13 protein-coding genes are annotated in these 18,727 nt (G+C 38.5%); 3 read left to right on the top strand and 10 right to left on the bottom strand.

What is annotated here, in order from left to right; translation table 11 throughout:
• Positions 1-80 precede the first annotated feature (80 nt).
• From BTO11_RS07870 to BTO11_RS07860, 3 genes are read right to left on the bottom strand one after another with little or no spacing between them, the layout of a single operon-like run.
• Positions 81-2,564 (bottom strand): ABC transporter permease, encoded by a 2,484-nt coding sequence (locus BTO11_RS07870; protein WP_105052088.1) that lies wholly within the window; start codon positions 2,562-2,564, stop codon positions 81-83.
• A gap of 11 nt (positions 2,565-2,575) precedes the next feature.
• Entirely contained in the window at positions 2,576-3,259 is a 684-nt protein-coding gene (locus BTO11_RS07865; RefSeq protein ID WP_105052087.1) for an ABC transporter ATP-binding protein, read from the bottom strand.
• A gap of 26 nt (positions 3,260-3,285) precedes the next feature.
• The gene (locus BTO11_RS07860; RefSeq protein ID WP_105052086.1) at positions 3,286-4,614 is read right to left on the bottom strand and encodes an efflux RND transporter periplasmic adaptor subunit; all 1,329 of its coding nucleotides are present in this window, start codon (positions 4,612-4,614) and stop codon (positions 3,286-3,288) included.
• A gap of 402 nt (positions 4,615-5,016) precedes the next feature.
• Between BTO11_RS07860 and BTO11_RS07855 the strand changes: the two genes are divergently transcribed.
• Entirely contained in the window at positions 5,017-5,754 is a 738-nt protein-coding gene (locus BTO11_RS07855) for a hypothetical protein (protein ID WP_105052085.1), read from the top strand.
• 168 nt (positions 5,755-5,922) lie between these two features.
• On the opposite strand, the gene BTO11_RS07850 is transcribed toward BTO11_RS07855, so the two are convergent.
• From BTO11_RS07850 to BTO11_RS07840, 3 genes are all read right to left on the bottom strand, one after another.
• Positions 5,923-6,405 carry a GyrI-like domain-containing protein gene (locus BTO11_RS07850; protein WP_105052084.1) on the bottom strand — a complete coding sequence of 161 codons (483 nt, stop codon included), beginning with the start codon at positions 6,403-6,405 and terminating at the stop codon, positions 5,923-5,925.
• A gap of 270 nt (positions 6,406-6,675) precedes the next feature.
• Positions 6,676-8,205, bottom strand: a complete 1,530-nt coding sequence (locus BTO11_RS07845; protein ID WP_105052083.1) for a hypothetical protein — start codon at positions 8,203-8,205, stop codon at positions 6,676-6,678.
• Positions 8,206-8,705: 500 nt separating this feature from the next.
• Entirely contained in the window at positions 8,706-9,497 is a 792-nt protein-coding gene (locus BTO11_RS07840; RefSeq protein ID WP_105052082.1) for a Zn-ribbon-containing protein, read from the bottom strand.
• Positions 9,498-9,687: 190 nt separating this feature from the next.
• On the opposite strand from BTO11_RS07840, the gene BTO11_RS07835 reads away from it, so the two are divergent.
• Positions 9,688-11,415, top strand: a complete 1,728-nt coding sequence (locus tag BTO11_RS07835) for a proline--tRNA ligase (protein ID WP_105052081.1) — start codon at positions 9,688-9,690, stop codon at positions 11,413-11,415.
• 69 nt (positions 11,416-11,484) lie between these two features.
• Complete coding sequence (gene hisIE / locus BTO11_RS07830) at positions 11,485-12,108, top strand: bifunctional phosphoribosyl-AMP cyclohydrolase/phosphoribosyl-ATP diphosphatase HisIE (RefSeq protein WP_105052080.1); 624 nt, start codon at positions 11,485-11,487, stop codon at positions 12,106-12,108.
• Positions 12,109-12,249: 141 nt separating this feature from the next.
• Here the strand turns inward: hisIE and BTO11_RS07825 are convergent, their stop codons facing one another.
• Genes BTO11_RS07825 through BTO11_RS07810 form a run of 4 tightly spaced genes read right to left on the bottom strand, consistent with a single transcriptional unit; the run spans position 12,250 to position 18,519 of the window.
• Complete coding sequence (locus tag BTO11_RS07825) at positions 12,250-13,350, bottom strand: hypothetical protein (RefSeq protein ID WP_105052079.1); 1,101 nt, start codon at positions 13,348-13,350, stop codon at positions 12,250-12,252.
• 1 nt (position 13,351) lies between these two features.
• A complete protein-coding gene (locus tag BTO11_RS07820; protein WP_105052078.1) occupies positions 13,352-14,200 on the bottom strand; it encodes a sugar-binding protein in 849 nt (282 codons plus the stop codon).
• Positions 14,193-17,123, bottom strand: coding sequence for a gluconokinase, GntK/IdnK-type (locus tag BTO11_RS07815; protein ID WP_146105471.1), 2,931 nt, complete (start codon positions 17,121-17,123; stop codon positions 14,193-14,195). The genes BTO11_RS07820 and BTO11_RS07815 overlap by 8 nt, the downstream gene beginning before the upstream one ends.
• Positions 17,124-17,133: 10 nt before the next feature.
• On the bottom strand, positions 17,134-18,519 hold the full coding sequence (locus BTO11_RS07810; protein ID WP_105052076.1) for an MFS transporter: 1,386 nt from the start codon (positions 18,517-18,519) through the stop codon (positions 17,134-17,136).
• Positions 18,520-18,727: the final 208 nt, after the last annotated feature.

Raw genomic sequence — 18,727 nt, 5'->3', positions numbered from 1 at the left:
GCGAACCTGTTTATCACTCAAGGTTCGCTTCTTTTTTGTTTTACGTTTTTAGTAAAAACACTTAATACACTTAAATCATATTATTCATGTCTTAATGCTTTTATTGGATTAGCTTTTGCTACGCTAATAGAGTTAGTGGCAACCGTTATCCATGCAATAAGCAGAGCGCCAATACCAGCGATGGCTGATAATAATAAGATGTAGCTATTATCAATACGGTACACAAATAACTCTAACCAATCACTCATAGCCCAATATGCTATTGGCCAAGCAATTAAGTTGGCGATAAATACCGGTTTGCTAAATTGCCATAATAGTAATTTCACAATATCGAATACCGATGCGCCCATGACTTTTCTAATACCGATTTCTTTGGTGCGGCGAGTTGCTGTGAAATTAGCTAAACCATATAAACCAAGACAAGCGATAAAAATAGCTAAGCCAGAAAAGGCTGCAAACATTTTGGCTTGGCCTTGTTCGGTTTTATACATGTCAGCAACGTCTTGGCGTAAAAATGAATAACGAAATGGAATGTTGGCTATCGCATTGCCCCAAATCGCTTCAACGTTTGTTTTTAATGTATCTGGGTTCCCATTAAATCTGACTGAAAGGGTTTGGCCCCAAGTTGCATTTAAGTTATATATTTCAGGTCTTATGGTCGCGCGTAAGCTATCAAAGTGCACATCATCAACCACGCCAACCACTTCCAATTCAGCTTCTAAATTTTCATTAGGGTTTCCTCGGCTAGTAAATATAGATTGTCCTATTGCATCAGATGCACTGTTGAAACCTAAACGACGAGCTGCAGACGAGTTAATAACGATGGAGGACTTTCTACTCGCACCTTCACGTATTTGAGCGGTAGCAAGTGGCGTGTCATTACGTTCTTTTTGATAAGTACGTCCAGCCAACACCTTAATTTCATAAGTAGCAAAGAAGTCATAACCAACACCACGCTGCCCCATCAATAATGCGTCGTCTTTCGACATACCCGGTAAACGGAGCATGGTATTGTTTTCATTGGTGTTGCCAGGGGTTTCATTTGACCAAGTAACTGCGGTAACTTGTGGCGTTTTGCTGATCTCTTTAACTAGCATATCCAGTTTTTCGCTTACCACATCTAAACCAATGCGGTGGACTAACAGCATATTGTCTTTATTAAAGCCGGGATTCATTTTTTCTGCATATTGCATTTGGCTATAAACCACAGCGGTAGAAATAAACAAGCCAATGGATACCGCAAATTGCATGACAACTAAAATGGCTCTTAATTTAACCGAGGCGCTAGATTCAGCCGATTTATTGGCTTTTAATACCGTTGCGGGTCTAAAGTTAGACAATACAAAAGCAGGGTAAAGCCCACCTAAAATACCAACGATTAATGCCAGTCCTGTAATTTGTAACATGTCGGTGGAAGCATAATTGATGGCTAGCTCTTTATTTAAAACCTCGTTATAAAAAGGCAATGCAAGTTCAACCAAACCAATAGAAATGGCTAACGCAATAAAGGTTACTAATACCGACTCACCTAAAAACTGGAAAATTAAGTTGGAACGAGACGCGCCCATCACTTTACGTAATGACACTTCTTTTGCTCTTTGACTAGCACGCGCCGTTGATAAGTTCATAAAATTGATGATGGCGATAATTAATATAAGTACCGCTATTGCTGAGAAAATAAAGACTCGAGTCGCATTGCCACGTTCAGTCATTTCACCGCTGCCTACCGCATGTAAGTGTAAGTCTTTAATATTCATGGCACTTAATTCTATAAAGTCAGATGCTTTAGCGTCTGCACCACCTATTGGAAGTTTTGGAAAATTACGATTTGAAAAATCGTCAAACGTTGCGTTGATATGATCTAAGTCAGACGGGTTTTTAGTTTGAAAATAAAGCTGTGCGTTGACTGAAAACCACTGTGCAAAAAGAGAGGTGCGATCAGTCCAGTCATTTTCATCAATTAACGCCAGCGCTTTAATTGGTAGTTGGGTATTTGATACTGAGTTTTCAATAACCGCGGTTATTTTGTAATCCCGTTTAAAATAGTCGTAATCTAAACTGAGAGTCTTACCTATCGGGTCTTCTTGACCAAAGTATTTGACCGCTAATTCTTTGGTTAATATTAACGAGTGAGGGTCGTTTAACGCATTAGTTAAGTCGCCAGATAATGAGGTTAAATCAAACATAGTTAAAAAGTCTTTATCAACCAAGCTAACTTGTTGAATAAAGGTTTCTGCGCCCACCATAATTGCAGGTGAAATATTTGCCACACGAGAAGCTTGAGTTACTTGTGGGTAATCTTTTTTTAATGCATGGATTAATGGTCCTGGAGCTGACACCGCTTTAAACGGGTCGCGTCCTGGAATTTTAAATACAATATGAGAACGGTGTAATGTATCGGCGTTTTTCCAAAAGGTATCATAGGATAATTCAGAACGAACAAATAAGGTGATCAAGGTAACTGCCGCTAAACCAATAGCTAAACCTAATATATTAATGCTTGAAAACAGCTTATTGTGGTTGATGTTGCGCCAGCCACTTAATAAATAATTATAAATTAACATGTCAGTATTCCTTAGCTAACGGCTTTTAAAGCAGGCTCTACAACTTGACCATCTAATAAGGTGATAGTGCGAGTGGCAAATTCAGCATGTGCTGGCGAGTGAGTAACCATAACGATGGTCTTACCGTTTGCATTGAGTTCTTGTAGCATTTCCATCACTTCATGACCGTGTTGGGTATCTAAGTTTCCGGTAGGCTCATCGGCTAAGATCATGGTTTGGTCGCCAACCACAGCTCTTGCCACGGCAACACGTTGTTGCTGACCACCAGATAACTGGCTTGGCATATGATTGGCTCTGTGGGTAATGCCAACTTGTTGCATGACTTTCTCCACTCTTTCTTTACGCTCAGCGCTTGGAATGTTGTGATAAAGCAATGCCAGTTCAATATTTTCTCTTACGCTTAGCTCATCGATTAAGTTAAAGCTTTGGAAGATAAAGCCAATATTATGCTTTCTAATATTGGCTAGTTTTGCCTCTGAGTAATTTGCTACGTCTTCATCGTTAAACCAATAATGACCAGACGTTGGGCTGTCTAACATGCCAATAGTATTTAATAAGGTAGATTTACCACAGCCCGACGGCCCCATAATGGCAATGAATTCACCTTTTTTTATCTCAATCTCGATATTGTTTAATGCCGTTGTCTCAACGTTTTCAGTACGGTAACTCTTAGATAAATTTTGAATTTTTAACATTGTTGTTATTCCCTATTAATTCTTGTTTAGTAATGATTGTCAGTGATCTTTATTTGTTCTATATCGGTATAAGCTTGGTAGGTTGAGCTAATAAACTGCTCACCTGCGGTTAAGCCTGTTACCACCTCAATAAATTGATTGTTTTTGCGGCCAAGTTTGATGTTGCGGCGACTTGCCGTGTTGGTACTTTTATCGATAACAAATAACCAATGTCCGCCAGTGTCTTGATAAAATGAACCATTTGGGATCAACAAAGTATTTACCGGCTCACCTAAGCTAAATTTGGTGGCCATGGCTTGTCCTCGGCGAATATTACTAGGCTGGGTTTGCTCAAATTTAAGATCCACTCTAAAGGTGCCGTTGACGATTTGAGGATAAATTTTGCTAACACTTAATTGATAAGTTTCACCGTTATGAGTGGTGCTGGCCAATTGACCTATAGTGACTCGGCCTAAATAAAACTCGTCAATACTCGCCTCTAATTTAAACGCCGACGGCTCATCAATCTGACCTATACGTTCGCCGCGACTAATAGACTGACCAATTTCTAAATCAAAGCCGGATAACTTCCCTTGCACTGGTGCTTTCATATTTAGGTTGTCGATGTTTTCACGAGCAAATTCCAAGCTTTGCTCTAAACGTCCACCAGATAAGGTTAAAAACTTAAGTTGATGTTCTTGCATTAACGCATCTGTTTTTTGGCTCTCTAAGGTGATTTGTTTGCGTTGGTTGTGGTAATCAAGCAGGTCTGTTGTTTGTTCAAGTGCGCTTAAGGTGAGATTGCCAGCGGCTAATGCACTTTGTTCTCTGGTGAGTTGGCGGTTAAGTTTTTTTACTTCGTATTCAATCTCAATTAAGTTACGTTTGTGATTTAAGCGGTTTTGTTCCAACGACAACTCAATGGTGCGCATATTATTTAATTGCTCAGTCACGGCAGCTTCATTACGCATCACGTCTAACTGCAATTGAGTATTAGACAAGACAACAATAGGTTGACCTATTTTCAATAATGTCCCGTCATCCACCAATATTTTTTCTACTCGTCCTCCTTCAACCGCGTCGAGATAAACCGTTTTTAACGGAACTACGCGGCTTCTTATTGGAATGTAATCTTCAAATACACCAGATGATACCGACTCAATACTGATATCACTGCCTGATACTGTCATCGCTTTACCATCAAAAGACGACTGACTTGAATAATAAGTCACACAAGCTATAACAACAGCCGTTAAGGTTAGATACATTTTCCATCGTGACGGTTTGGTTTCTACGACCTTGTCCATTGCCATACCTGAGTTAGCTTTGCTGGATGTGTTAGATGCATTAGGTGTGCTGCTTGTTAAGTTTTCCATGTACTGCTCATTATTTTTATGGTTTATCGAATTGATAATTATCAAATTTACAATTTGTGTAATTTATAATTCGTCTAATTTATAAAAGTATTTGCAGCGCGTGTGCCAAACCTTAACCATTTGTTTTAAATGGTTATTTTTTAATTTGTTGGAATGTAGCGAAGTGCAAAAACCAAAAAGTAGTTAACTAAACCAATGACTTAGTGTTTTTCACCACTTATGTTTATGAGTTTTTAATGATGCGTTTTGTGTGATTTTTTGGGTGGATTGATTTACATTTTTTTGCGGCAGCTTTGTAAAGCCATACATGCTTTTGTTAATTTATTCTAAAGTGCTTATCTTAGCTGCCGATATATTAAGCAACTGTTTTAAAAGAGTTCTTTATATTTTAGGGATGAAGATATGAAAACAATTCCATTATCAACGGTTAACTCTGGTGTTAGCCAACTAAACACAAGCAGTGTTAAATTCACACCTTCAACGTCTAATTCAGATGATGAAGTTGTCGCAAGAAGAGAAACCGCTAACAAAGCTTGGGAAGAAACAAAAGCCTCACCTCAAATACAAGACTCAACAGAGCATTATAAAGAGTTACTTGCTATTGAAGGAGAAAGACTATTTTCTTTACCATCAAGACGTACAGACAGTTACCAGCAAATGGAAAAAGGAGCTAAAGAGGTAATTGCACAAATTTCACTAGAACACCCTGAAATACTGGCTAAGGATTTTGACTTTACTCGTACCATGGATGGAGTTGAAGTCGTTGAGCATAACCTAACAGAGTCTGAATATAACTACGTTAAATACGTTGCTAATAACAACCGCAACCTTGTAGATGGTTCAGATAACTATAACCAAGTATTTGCTGAAGCTAAGACCATACAATGGCAGACCGTTAACGGAACGGGTTTACGCGTAGATGAAGCTAAACCTTATATAAAAGAAGACGTTGCAGGTAATATTAATATTTTATCTTTTATGGATGATGTACTGGATTTTATGTGGGACGAAGGTAGCCCTATAGATTCACGAAAAGACGATATTTTTAAACAGAGCTATCAATACAGAGCTGATTTTTCAACTAGATATGAACTGTTAAATAGCGTTGCTGTTTTAAAAAATATAGATGAGATGGTTTAATTACAGTGGATGGCCTTTTATCCGCTTTAGCGACGAAAGGCGAGTACCTATGTCAGCTGTAAGCAAAAAAACGTTACAGGCTTGGACAATGATCACCAATTTATTCTTATAATTATAATTATCATTATCTAGGGTAATTTGAGTGAATTTCACTTTTACCCTTCCCTTTCACTCCGTTGTCGGCACATATATATCAATAATAGAATTGGGTTTGTTCCAATTAAAACGATAGTCATATCGTTCGTAGTGAATAAGCTCCCGGTTTTCGTTTAAACGAATACCCAATGATGGAATAATTTCTTTATAAATCTTATAGATAGTTGATTTAATTAAATCCATTGAACCCATATGCTGAAAACAACAATACTCTGCAGTGTCGAGTATTAAAGTCTCAAAGCCGTCAATCTCACCCCCATAAGCAACAACATCAGACGGAATTGCCGTCATATAATAATAACTATCACCCACCTTCTTAGTGATACCGTACTTCACCCAATTACGCCCTAGCTTTAAATCTTTGGATTTTAAAATATGATTAAATGCTTGCCAGTGTTTTGCGATTATTTGATGGTTTTGATTTTGAGAACGAGTTAACTGAACAGACAGACCACTAAGTTTTATACCTTCCACGATCACTGGTTTTACATCCATAATTTTTTATCTTATATGTTTAATTTAGGACTGTAGTTCCGAGGTGCGAGCCACGAGTTTCGAGGAAAAGCTAAAAGAAATAACGTATACAACCACTCGAATATAAATTGTATGTATCCATTTAAAATCAAAGTGATCTGATCCTGTTGATTTTGACTATCCCTGTTAGGCTTAAAGCTCAGATAATTTCTGTTTTGCCCACGTAACTGCATTAGCATGTGTGAAATCTCCACCACCTACTTGTGGGGATAGGACAGACCCTGACTAGTTTTATTCTCTTAATTTGAAATTATCTTTAATCCAATCAAAACTATCTATTCCAATAGTAACGTTGTCGACTGTAACAACAGAGTTTACTCGGCCATGGAAAAGATCATTTCTAAATTGTTGAATTTTTGAATAATGTTTAATTAGATCTCTGTGGGTTGTTGCCATATCTACAGCTTTATATAAATACTTCAATTTAGCAAAAATACTTACATGAACTTTATCAGGTGGCCAACTAATCTTACCTTTCAATTCAGGATATTGATTAGATATTGTTTCCTCAGCTTCCAGCCAAAAAGCCTTTGGACTTTTCAAGTCATCTTCCAATGTAGATAAACCTGAATACTCAGCGATCAAGGGTATTTGCTCTTCAAATAATGCTTCCACGCCTACATTTAGCCAAAATAGAGCTTCTTCTTTTTGTCCCATTTCGAAGTACATAATTGAAAATATTCTACACTGTTCTGACCAATTAGGTTCCTTTATCTCCCCCAAGTCAATAGATAAAGGAACATCAGATGGAGTAAATAGTTGCATTAATACAGAAGGTGAACTTTTCTTTTTCCACTCAATTTGAGGGTTGTTCGATGAATGAAAACACCACTCAATATCAAAAATATCAGTAGGAGCAGGAACCCACTGTGTTAACCCACCGTGCTTTAACCTGAGGCTCCAGGCTACTTTTTTAATAATTTCAAAAGCAATATTAAAACACTTTGGCCATCCATTAACAGGGCTTTTTTCTTTATGTATGGCTTGTAATGGTTGTGCATACAAATCACAGTCAATGAGAGCTTCAAAACATAAATGAATGTTTGTATATCCACTATTCCATCTAGATGGTGCTTTTTGTTGTATTGCAGCATTGGTAGAGACAAAACTATTTTCTGTTTTTGTAAATATTGGTTGTGTTTTCAAACAAATATTCAAACCATTCCATTTCAGATCTAGTATTAATGGCGACGAATGGATAACAAATGGAATTCGTGTTTTTATACTGGTTCTTAGAGATCTATCTAATATACCGTCTAAAATAGACAATATTTTATATTTATCGTCTTGGAACTCTTTCAACTTTTCTGGCTGTACTGGGCTAGAGATATTCTCAACTTCACTTTTTATAGAGTCAATAACTTGGTTTTCTATATTATTAATTGGGATGCTATCAAACTCAGAATAAACTCGATTTCGAACAGCTCTAAGTGAAAAAATAGCTGTATTTGTGGGATCGTGATGTACAGATTTAATGAACTCTTTTATAAAGTCATCAAAATATCGTTGTTTATTTATTTCATATACAAATGGAGTTGGAATGTTGAATCTATCAAATTTAAGACAACCAGTATAAAGAAAGTTTAAAATTGAAAATCTATTATCATGTTTGTTTAAGTCGATGTTTTTTTTTAATGACTCTAAAAGTGTTAAATACTCTTCTTCAGAATAATTATTATAATATTCTCTCGAATCAGATCCGACTGGAAACATAGAATCTAATTTCTTTAATAATCGAAGTTTATCAATTGTTTCAGCCATAAAACTTACTTTTCCTAGTAACTTCAATGAAGTATGATTGTGTAAAGCAAACTCTTCTTTAAATCCATTATCAAAAAGTTCATTTATTACACAAAAGTATAACGTGAGCACCCACTCTAATTTGCACAAACTAATAAGTCAATTGATCAGCAACGAACCGCAGGTTCGTCTTTTTGCTCTTAACTCTCCATCACAAAATCACTTTGTTAAATATTATTTTTTATAAAATTCGAAGCATGGATGCTGAGAAAGGACTGGTTGTCAGGGACGATTTTCCAGTCCTTTTTTATAAACAAAAATAACTATTTAATGAAGTATTAGATTTTGTTTGGAAGCGGCCTTTTTGGGTTACGTTTTTGGGCTGTTGCAAAAAGGTCACTCGCCGAGGGGCGAAACCTTAGAGTTAAGAAGAAAATAAATCCAAAACTATTACTAATAAATATTCATATAAAGCAAATTAGCTCTTAAAAGTGCCCTCACTTCACGCCTGAAGTGAACGGCTACTGCCAATCCCAACTCACATTAGACACCAACAAACACGCATCACATTTAAAATCGAACAAGCCATGTAATGGCTCTTGTATTTTACCTTGCCGATCCACCTGTGTTAGCAGCCAATCACCATCACAACTTGGACAACAACGTTGTTGCTCTGCTTCCAAGCTTTCGCCACCAACACGATACAAGTATTGATAAACCGGTAGGTTAATTTGTTGTTGAATGGTTTTAGCTATGGCGTTGCCGTTTTGTAATAACTCACTATCAAGTTGCGATAACTGCTCAATGGCAAAGGGTTCTATTTCTGTGATTTCATTCATTTGCAATTGGTCACAAGCTGCTTGGCTTTCTTGCCATTTAATTAGCGGTTTTCTTACCTGTTCAGGCATTTTGTATAACGGCACTGGAGCAAAGTGTTCTAAGCAGCGCAGCGGTGAGCAAGACTGTACATAAGTAGAATATAAAACCAGTGCTTTGGGTTGGTCACACGTATCAGAAAAATCAGACTGGCATTCCAGTCCTTTTAATTTGAATTCTGGTGCGGCTAATCCAAGTTGTTTTAATTGTTCAAAGGCTTTTAGTACAGAGTCGTTATTATATTTAACCGCTAACGAGTCTTGTTCTGGGCAAACAAAGGTGATCTCAAACTTATCGTCAACCAATGTAAGTGGGAACTCGCGGCCAATGATTTGTCCGTTGTAACGGTATTGGTCTAATAACATGGAAATGGCTTGTTGGGCTTCATCAAGCTCTATGTCTAATTCGCATTTAAAAGACAACTGGCATACGTACATCTGGAGATCCTTTTACTGGGGTTTCACTCAACAAGTTCAGCTTTTTAACACTAAGCAGCAAAATAACATGAGTTATTTGATATTAATTGTTTATAACTAAAGGTTTGATTGCTAAAATCGCCGCCATTCTAGCCTAATTAAAACAATTGATTAGGCATTATTTAATATTTATGTGAACGGACAAATACGAATGCGTACTAGCCAGTATATTATCGCGACTTTAAAAGAAACGCCTTCAGACGCTGAAGTCATTAGCCATCAGCTTATGTTAAGAGCTGGAATGATCCGCAGACTTGCTTCAGGTTTATACACTTGGTTACCCACTGGTTTAAAAGTTGTACGTAAAGTTGAAGCAATTGTTCGTGAAGAAATGGACAAAGCTGGCGCGATTGAAATGTTAATGCCTGTTGTTCAACCTGCCGATTTGTGGATTGAGTCTGGTCGTTGGCAAGAATACGGTCCAGAATTACTACGTATTAAAGACCGTCAAAATCGTGATTTTGCTTTAGGGCCAACTCATGAAGAAGTTATTACTGAGTTTGTTCGTAAAGAAATAAACAGCTACAAGCAGTTGCCTCTTAACTTGTACCAAATTCAAACTAAATTCAGAGACGAAGTTCGTCCTCGCTTTGGTGTAATGCGTAGCCGTGAATTTACAATGAAAGACGCTTACTCTTTCCATTTAGACCAAGCGTCTTTACAAGAAACTTACGACATTATGTATCAAGCATATTGTAATATCTTTACTCGTTTAGGTTTAGATTTCCGTCCGGTTATTGCTGATACCGGTTCTATTGGTGGTGACGCGTCTCATGAATTCCATGTACTTGCTGACTCTGGTGAAGACGATATCGCATTCTCTACAGAAAGTGATTACGCTGCTAACATAGAAAAAGCGGAAGCCTTTGCGCCACAAGATGCTGCAGATGCGCCAACACAAGAGTTAACCTTAACAGACACACCAAATGCAAAAACCATTGCTGAATTAGTTGAGCAATTTAATGTGCCTGTTGAGAAAACAGTTAAAACCTTAATCGTTAAAGCCTCGGCTGAGTGTGTTGCTGAAAATGGCGCTGAATATGTTGCGTTAGTTATTCGCGGCGACCACGAACTTAACGAAATCAAAGCTGAGAAATTAGCCTTTGTTGCTGAGCCGTTAGAAATGGCGTCGGATGATGCAATTAAAGACGTAATGAAAGCGGCACCGGGTTCTTTAGGGCCAATCAACTGCCCTATTCCAGTGATTGTAGACAGAGCGGCTGCGGTTGCTTCTGACTTTAGTGCTGGCGCAAACCAAGATGGCAAACATTACTTTGGCATTAACTGGGAACGTGATTTACCACTACCAGAGGTTGCAGATCTTCGTAACGTGGTTGAAGGCGATGTTAGCCCATGCGGAAAAGGCACATTAACCATTAAACGTGGTATTGAAGTGGGTCATATATTCCAACTTGGTAACAAATACTCAACCGCTATGAACGCTGGCGTGTTAACAGAAAGCGGTAAACACCAAGTATTAGAAATGGGTTGTTACGGTATTGGTATTACGCGTATTGTTGCTGCAGCTATTGAGCAAAACCATGATAAGTACGGGATTAAATGGCCACTAGCGCTAGCACCGTTTACCGTTGCTATTGTGCCTATGAATATGCACAAGTCACATCGTATTCCTGATGTTGCACAAAAGATTTATGACGAATTAAAAGCCGCTGGCATTGAAGTATTATTTGATGACAGAAAAGAACGTCCTGGTGTTATGTTTAACGACATGGAATTGATGGGTATTCCGCATCAAATTGTTATTGGTGAACGTAACCTTGATAACGACCAAGTGGAACATAAAGATCGCATTAGTGGTGAGAAAACGTTATTGACCATAGATGAAGCGGTTGCGTTTGTTGTTAACAAAATAAAATAATAATTTGCTGTTTAACTAGCGAATTAGCATTACTAAATTAAAAATAAACAGATTAAAAGTAGTTAAAATATGAAATTAAATACTGATAACCTGAGCCAACTGGCTTGGGATAAGATGGATGGTCTATTGCCATGTATCGTACAAGATGCAATGAGCGGCAAGATATTAATGCAAGGCTTTATGAATCAAGAAGCCATGGCTCATACATTAACGACTAAACAAGTTACCTTCTTTAGCCGCAGCAAACAAAGACTGTGGACCAAAGGCGAAGTGTCTAACAACACATTAGACTTGGTTGAGTTATCGTCAGATTGCGACAACGACTCTATTATCGCTTTAGCAACACCAAATGGCCCTACGTGCCATACAGGTACTGAGTCTTGCTGGAATGACGATGCAGCGCAACCAGATATTAGCTTTATTGCTGATCTTGAGCGTTTAATTGCTTCACGTAAAGGTGCTGATCCAGACTCGTCTTACACCGCTTCTTTATACGCCAGTGGCATTAAGCGTATTGCACAGAAAGTGGGTGAAGAAGGTGTTGAAACCGCACTTGCTGCAACCGTTAAAGATTTAGAAGAGCTTAAAAACGAAAGCGCTGACTTGCTTTATCATTTGTTAGTTTTGCTACAAGCGTCAGACTTAAACTTATCTGATGTGATTGGTGTGTTAAAAGAACGTCATAAGAAATAAGCTGATGCTTTAATGCTGTAAGGCTGTAAGGCTGTAAAAGAGTTAGACACTAAACCTTGAATACAAAAATAAAAAGCTAGTTTTCAGTTAATGGAAACTGGCTTTTTTGATCTTGTTCTATTAGCTTTTTTATTTAGCTTTTTATTTAGTTCTGCGTTCAATGCTCATTGAGCCTAAGCGGAGATAGGTTTCGATAAATAATTCTTTATCTTTTAGCTTATCTTTTAACTTAACGTTTGGTTCACTGAAACCACTAACTAAACTCTCCAAAGTTTTACCACTGGGTGTTTCTGCCACGAGTATAAAACCTAATATCGGCTGTTGTGTTAGCTCAGATAATGTTGCGGGGGTTTCTTGCCAGTTTTGCTGCCAATAAGCCGTAAGATCTGTACTTTTTATTTCAAGTTCTAGCCAAGCGCTATCAGTTAAATCAGGAGTGTCAGTATCTAAAACAACATCAGACAAACTGGATGGCAATACGATTAGCTTTTCAGAGTAAGCGGTTTTGACTGTATAGTCCGAATGGTTTTCACCATAAAACATTAATTTAAATCTTATGTTTTGGCCTATTAAATCATTAATTATTTTTTGCTGTGAAGGCTGTTTTTCGTTTGCCTGACCAAGCGCTTGCTCGTTGTGCTGCTGTTCTTTGTGCTGCAGTGCTGTATTAACAACGGATGACAAACTTGCAACTTGTGGAGTAAAGCTCAAAGCGCGATTTAACTGAAAGCGCATTTTAAACGAGGCTAAGTTACCAAAGGTAAACTCTCGCTCTTTTAATCTCATTTCAATGCCATTGGCGTGCTGGCGTTTATTGTGAATTAGCTTTTTTACTAAGACGATTTCGCGATTATAACACTCTGCGTGTGGTGACTGAGTGTTTATACTTTTGCTTTTACTTTCACTATTACTGCTGCGTACCGATGTTAGCCTGTATTTAGAATTTCCATTTTCAGCTCCCAAAAAACGTAAACCTGAAAACTCATCACTGTGAGTATTGGTATGATCCCAGTAAGACAGATCTTTAACACTTAGCTTGTTAATGCTTGGATTGTTTAAGTTTAGTTGGTTTGTGGCAGCCTTGGGAAAACATGAGTCAACGAGCACAACAGGTGTCATGCTTGCCAAACAAGAAGTCGTTATCACTAGGCCACTAGTTAAGAGACTGGCAGCTAATACGCTTTTAATTAACCAATTTCTGTGTAACCAAGCATCAGCTAACTGATAACGACTCCACCACATGTTATTTACTGTTTTTTACTGACGGCTTTAACGTTAAAGTCGAAAACACGCTAGCGTCAATATAACCTAAGTTTTTGTCGCCATTTACCGCTTCAATGGTAGTAGAGCCCATAAAGTGTTCTCTTTGCTTGCTACCGTCGTTATCGCAATAAGCCAACATAAAGCCCATTTGTTTATTGGCGTTAAGCTCAACAGGTTTTACACTTGCATCGCTTACTTTAAAGCTATCGTCATATATTTTTATCGCCAGTTCCCAAATGATCTTAGTGTGATCATTGGCGTCTCTTGCCCAGCGACTTTCTACATGATCGTTAAGTAGAACAAAAGGTTCTTTATTTGTTAGAGTTTGCTCGCCGATATCTACCGCTTGATTATCCAGCGCCACATGATAGGCAAAAGCGTTAAAGTTAAACTGGTGATTACCACCAGATTTATCTTCATCAATAAATACTTCTAAGCAGTCGTCATCCCAGTATAAATTTAACGGATTTGGGTATTGATCAAACAAAACGTCATCAACAATTTCAGCAAGTAAATACAACTGGCCTTTGTCCCAAGCCAATTTAAAACGTCCGCTAAAGTCATCGCTCGTTGGCAGGTTGCCAATCATGTCACTGTGCATTGGATACCAGGTTGCTTGTGACCAGGTACTTTCATCCGCTTTACCATCAATCTTTATCGCGCTGCTAGTGTGAAGTGCGACAAAGCTTTCTCTTTCGTTTGCTTTTTCACTTTCGTTTTTATTTTTGTCATTCGCGACGGCATTACTTATAAAAGCACTACTGATAAAAGCACTGGCAATCAAACCAGCCAAAGCACGTTTTCTTAGTGTATTGATATATTTAGTCATTTGATAATTCCTGATTAATTTCTCTAACAATGTCTTCTAATGGCTTATCAGCATCAATTGTTATAACGGCTTCACTAGAGCTCGGCACTTCAAGTGCATCAAATTGTGATGACAATAATTTAGGATCAAAGAAGTGACTTTCTCTTTGTTCAAGCCTTGCAGCAATAACCTCTTGCGCCACATTAAGGTGAACCACATTTAACTCAAAACCTAACTGAGTAAACATTTCTCTATGAGCCGCTTTTAAGCCTGAATACGCTAATACGCAAGATTGGCGATTATCCAACAGCATAGCTAAAAACTTTTGAATACGTGCCAACCAAGGCAGTCTGTCGTCGTCCGTTAATGGTGTGCCACTTGCCATTTTTTGCTTTGCACTTTCATCGTGAAAACTATCGGCATCTACAAATACACGATTATTTAATGCCGCGACTTGCTCGCCAACTGCATTTTTACCACAACCGCTAACGCCCATCACTATGGTTAATTGCGGAAGTGATAGCTTCTCTAGTGGCAACAAAACTTCCACTTTATAAGTTTGCCCAGCTTGTACATCGCAAATTTTATGCTGCGCTGACACTTCACCGTTAATAGTAACGACTGTGTCTTTGATTTTATCTGATTTGATAACATTTAGTTCAATACTCGCGCCTCTAAACTCACGCTGAACCTTTAATGTTGGCCAATGTGATGGCAGTTGAGGCTGAATAAGTAAGTCGTTCCCACAACCTTTAAGACCACATAAACCTTCAACCACACTACGGAAATACCAAGCAACGGTGCCGGTATTAAATAAATGACTTGAACGTCCTGCATGATGAGGATGTTGGTAATAAGCACCGCGGTAATAATTAGGCACAAAAACAGGTAACTGGCCTTGAGCGTCTGCATTTTGTTGACTCGGCAACATGCGTTTTAACACGTCAAATGCTAGGTCATTTTGACCTTTGGTGTATAAAGCAAAACCATAAAACATAGCAGCATGGTTATACACAGAACCGTTTTCTGACACACCAGCTGACTTTTGTGTAACCCGGCCAATGTCTTCACGCATTTGGGTAAAACTCGGCGCTAACATAGTCACGCCGTAAGGTGTGGCTAATTGTGAAAATATTTGGTTATTCATTAACTTATATTGACTGTCTGAGGCGGCATTACTTAACATGGCCCAGCTTTGTGGGTTTAAGAATATTCGACCTTCAACGTCTGTTTTTGTACCAAAAACATTACCATCATCTGTTATGCCACGGGCAAACCAATCACCATTCCAGCAATGTTTATTTACTTGTAAATTTAATGTATCGGCAGCACTAGCAAATTCAGCGATTGTCTTTTTAGACTCAGACAATTCAGCGTTAGTTAACTCAGAGCTCAGATAATAGGTTTCACACACCTGATTCCAACAACTGATGGCATAAGAGCTAGCTAACGATAACCAAGCAGAAACACCTTTACCTTTGTAGCCAACCATATTCATTGGATCGCACCAGTCACCCTGTTCTATGTAGCTCAAACCTCTAGCGTCGGTGGCACTTAATAACCACTGCATGGCTCTGTCTAAATGAACTTTAACGCTTGCGGTTTCAGGTTCAGCGTCCGGCGTCGCCTCAAAAGCAACCTGCTCGCTTAAAATACTGCTATCGCCAGTTTCATCTAAGTAAGCTTGTAAACATATCGACAGCCAAACACAGTGGTCTGTGTGAGGTACTTGATTGATATATTTAAGCTCAGCTTCATCTGTTAGTAAAATACCGTCTGGCATCGCACCTGAACGTTTTTGTTGAGACAAGGCAAGTAACAACCTTTCTCTGGTGACCGCTGGCGCAATGTAAATCATTCCCATAGCATCTTGTAAGAAGTTTCGAGTTTGTGGGTCGGTACTGAGTCTGTTCACGTCACCATGATAAAATACCTGACGCGGTAACCAATGATTTACGTAATGATCAAAGTCGGCATCTGGCGACGTTATCGATAACGTACCTTTGCCTTTATTTATGTAGTCTGAATAGTCTTGTCTTACGTCTTTAAACTGCTCAGGCTTAGCTAACAGTTTTGCTTTTAATGTTTTAATCTCTTCTACGTTTTTAGCTGGGCCAAAAATGATATTTAAGTTTTGCTTCTCATTTGGTAACAAGTGTTGCTTAAACTGTTGCACTCCAACGGGTGTTTCATAACAGGCTGGTTTGTTTTCCAAACGCGTTTCTTGCAGCATGGATGGATTATGCATCCCCCCTTCACCACGGAAGGTTAATAAATTACAGCACCAAGAATCTGGAACTTGATCTGCCACCATATACGTTAAGTCTTTTAACTCTTGGTTCTTAAAGTAATCTTCTACTTTTTGATATGGCGTAACCGAAGTAGCAACGATGCCTGACAACTCAGCATTAAAATCAGCAGACTGACTCATCCATGACATATAACCAATAGAGAAACATGGATAAATCGATACTGATAGCGCTTTAGAGTTGCCATTCACAACTTCTACAGACCACAATTCAACAACCAAATCTTTGGTTAAAGATAAAGTAATCGTGAACTCAATGCCCCATTTGTTGATGATCCATTTAACATCACTTGTTCCGGCAGAAAAGCAGAAAGAGTCGAGTTCAACGCGCATAGGTTCATATGGTGCAGAAAACATTTCGCCCGTTTCTTCATTTTTTATATAGAAGAAACGACCTGGATGATCGGCATAATAAGGTTGCTCTGGTTGAATAAACGTCTTTGCTTCTAGATTAGGCGCATAAGAATACTTTGATGGCTCTGGCTGCATAAACTGTGAGGTCATATAACCTCGGCAGTTTATTTGAGCCACCATTTTAGAATTCCACAAAAAAGTGGTCGCACTAGACATAGTTAAAGGACTGAACAATTCTGTTCTTGCTAAGTCATTTTTGATTGTATTGGTAAATGTATTCATTGCCATGATCTTATTCTGAAGCCCCTGCTTGATAATTACTTTTTTGTTTTAATTCGTTTTGCACTTGTGACAGCGTTTGCTGACCTAGCGGATAAAACCAAATACACGCTACCGCTAATACCGCAAACACGGCTGGAATTATCGACATCAATAGTAAGATGCCCATTTCCGACGCTGAATTTTGTGCTTGGTTTGCTACATAACCTAGAGAGCCTAAAAGCCAGCCCATCATGCCACCAGCGATAGCTCCACCTAATTTCTGAGCAAAAGCTGCGGCAGAAAAGATCATAGCCGTAGCACGTCGACCATTTTTCCATTCGGAATAATCAGCCGTGTCGGCATACATAGAAAAAACCAGTGGTGATTTAGGGCCTAAACATAAGCCAATTAAGATCTGAACGGCGAATATCAAAGGAAGGTTGTCTTTTGGCAGAAAGAAAAAGATTACGGACAGGATTGCCACTAGTCCCATTAAGATAAGTAACAGTTTCTTTTTGTCTAAAAACTTCACCAATATAGGTGTGCTGGCGGCACCAACCATTAAACTCAGCATATACGCCATAGAAAATGAGCCTATTAAGTCTTCCCTGCCAACAAAGTATTTAAAGTAAAATGTGCCGGAGCTACCACGTAAGGTAATGGTTAACATGATGATCAAGGCAAGACTAAACAAGATAATCCAAGGTTTATTCTGAGTGAGGTCTTTCAAGTCTTGCAGTATTGGTGTTTTCTGCTCTGCTGGAGGTGATATTCTTTCTTTAGTCGTAGCAAAAGTAATAAAAAATAGAACCGCTGCAACCGCACCATAAAGCGCCATCGTTAACTGCCAACCTAAAATTTCATTACCATTGCCTAAGTATGCCACTAAGTCTGGTGTTAAGTACGCAACGATAGTTCCGCCAGAGAATGCACCGATAAAGCGGAAACTGGTTAATGTGGTACGTTGATTAGAGTCTGAGGTGATCACGCCCATAAGCGCACCGTATGGCACGTTAATGAAGGTGTAAGCTAACATCATAAAGATATAAGTAGCATACGCCCAAATCAGCTTACCTGAGTCCCCAACATCTGGAACGGTAAAGGTTAAGACACCTGCCGCCACGATAGGAGTTATGCCCCAAAGTAGATAAGGTCTGAATTTACCGTACTTGGTTGACGTTCTATCTGCCATCGCGCCCATAAGCGGATCTGAAAAGGCGTCGATTAAACGCGTCACCAACATCATGGTACCTACAGCGGTTGCAGATAGACCAAATACATCGGTATAAAATATAAATAAAAATACATCAAAAACACGCCAGTAAAAATTAGATGCTACATCCCCACATGCGTAACCAACCTTTTCTTTTAACGATAATTTATTCGATTGCTTAATAGATGAACTGCTGACTTCCATATAACTTAACCTTGCTATTATTATTTGTGACTATTCAACCATCTTATGTAAGCGCTTACAATGAAATTTTGATCATACTTGTTATTTATTACAATCTAGCCCACAGCCGCCGTAGCGTAAGGGGTTATAGAGCTTTAACTCTATAATACCATTACAAATTTACCCTTGACGATGTGCATATTTTGGATTATTTTATGGATGTAAGCGC

It is taken from the genome of Psychrosphaera saromensis (assembly GCF_002954545.1).
GTDB classification, from domain to species: Bacteria; Pseudomonadota; Gammaproteobacteria; order Enterobacterales; family Alteromonadaceae; genus Psychrosphaera; species Psychrosphaera saromensis.
Note: the sequence above shows the minus strand (reverse complement) of the source record. Positions and strands in the feature narration are given on the sequence as shown.

What these genes read in the sequence shown, in the direction of transcription:
- BTO11_RS07870 (WP_105052088.1), bottom strand. Translation starts at nt 2,564, where the DNA reads ATGTTAATTTATAATTATTTATTAAGTGGCTGGCGCAACATCAACCAC.
- BTO11_RS07865 (WP_105052087.1), bottom strand. Translation starts at nt 3,259, where the DNA reads ATGTTAAAAATTCAAAATTTATCTAAGAGTTACCGTACTGAAAACGTT.
- BTO11_RS07860 (WP_105052086.1), bottom strand. Translation starts at nt 4,614, where the DNA reads ATGGAAAACTTAACAAGCAGCACACCTAATGCATCTAACACATCCAGC.
- BTO11_RS07855 (WP_105052085.1), top strand. Translation starts at nt 5,017, where the DNA reads ATGAAAACAATTCCATTATCAACGGTTAACTCTGGTGTTAGCCAACTA.
- BTO11_RS07850 (WP_105052084.1), bottom strand. Translation starts at nt 6,405, where the DNA reads ATGGATGTAAAACCAGTGATCGTGGAAGGTATAAAACTTAGTGGTCTG.
- BTO11_RS07845 (WP_105052083.1), bottom strand. Translation starts at nt 8,205, where the DNA reads ATGGCTGAAACAATTGATAAACTTCGATTATTAAAGAAATTAGATTCT.
- BTO11_RS07840 (WP_105052082.1), bottom strand. Translation starts at nt 9,497, where the DNA reads ATGTACGTATGCCAGTTGTCTTTTAAATGCGAATTAGACATAGAGCTT.
- BTO11_RS07835 (WP_105052081.1), top strand. Translation starts at nt 9,688, where the DNA reads ATGCGTACTAGCCAGTATATTATCGCGACTTTAAAAGAAACGCCTTCA.
- hisIE (WP_105052080.1), top strand. Translation starts at nt 11,485, where the DNA reads ATGAAATTAAATACTGATAACCTGAGCCAACTGGCTTGGGATAAGATG.
- BTO11_RS07825 (WP_105052079.1), bottom strand. Translation starts at nt 13,350, where the DNA reads ATGTGGTGGAGTCGTTATCAGTTAGCTGATGCTTGGTTACACAGAAAT.
- BTO11_RS07820 (WP_105052078.1), bottom strand. Translation starts at nt 14,200, where the DNA reads ATGACTAAATATATCAATACACTAAGAAAACGTGCTTTGGCTGGTTTG.
- BTO11_RS07815 (WP_146105471.1), bottom strand. Translation starts at nt 17,123, where the DNA reads ATGAATACATTTACCAATACAATCAAAAATGACTTAGCAAGAACAGAA.
- BTO11_RS07810 (WP_105052076.1), bottom strand. Translation starts at nt 18,519, where the DNA reads ATGGAAGTCAGCAGTTCATCTATTAAGCAATCGAATAAATTATCGTTA.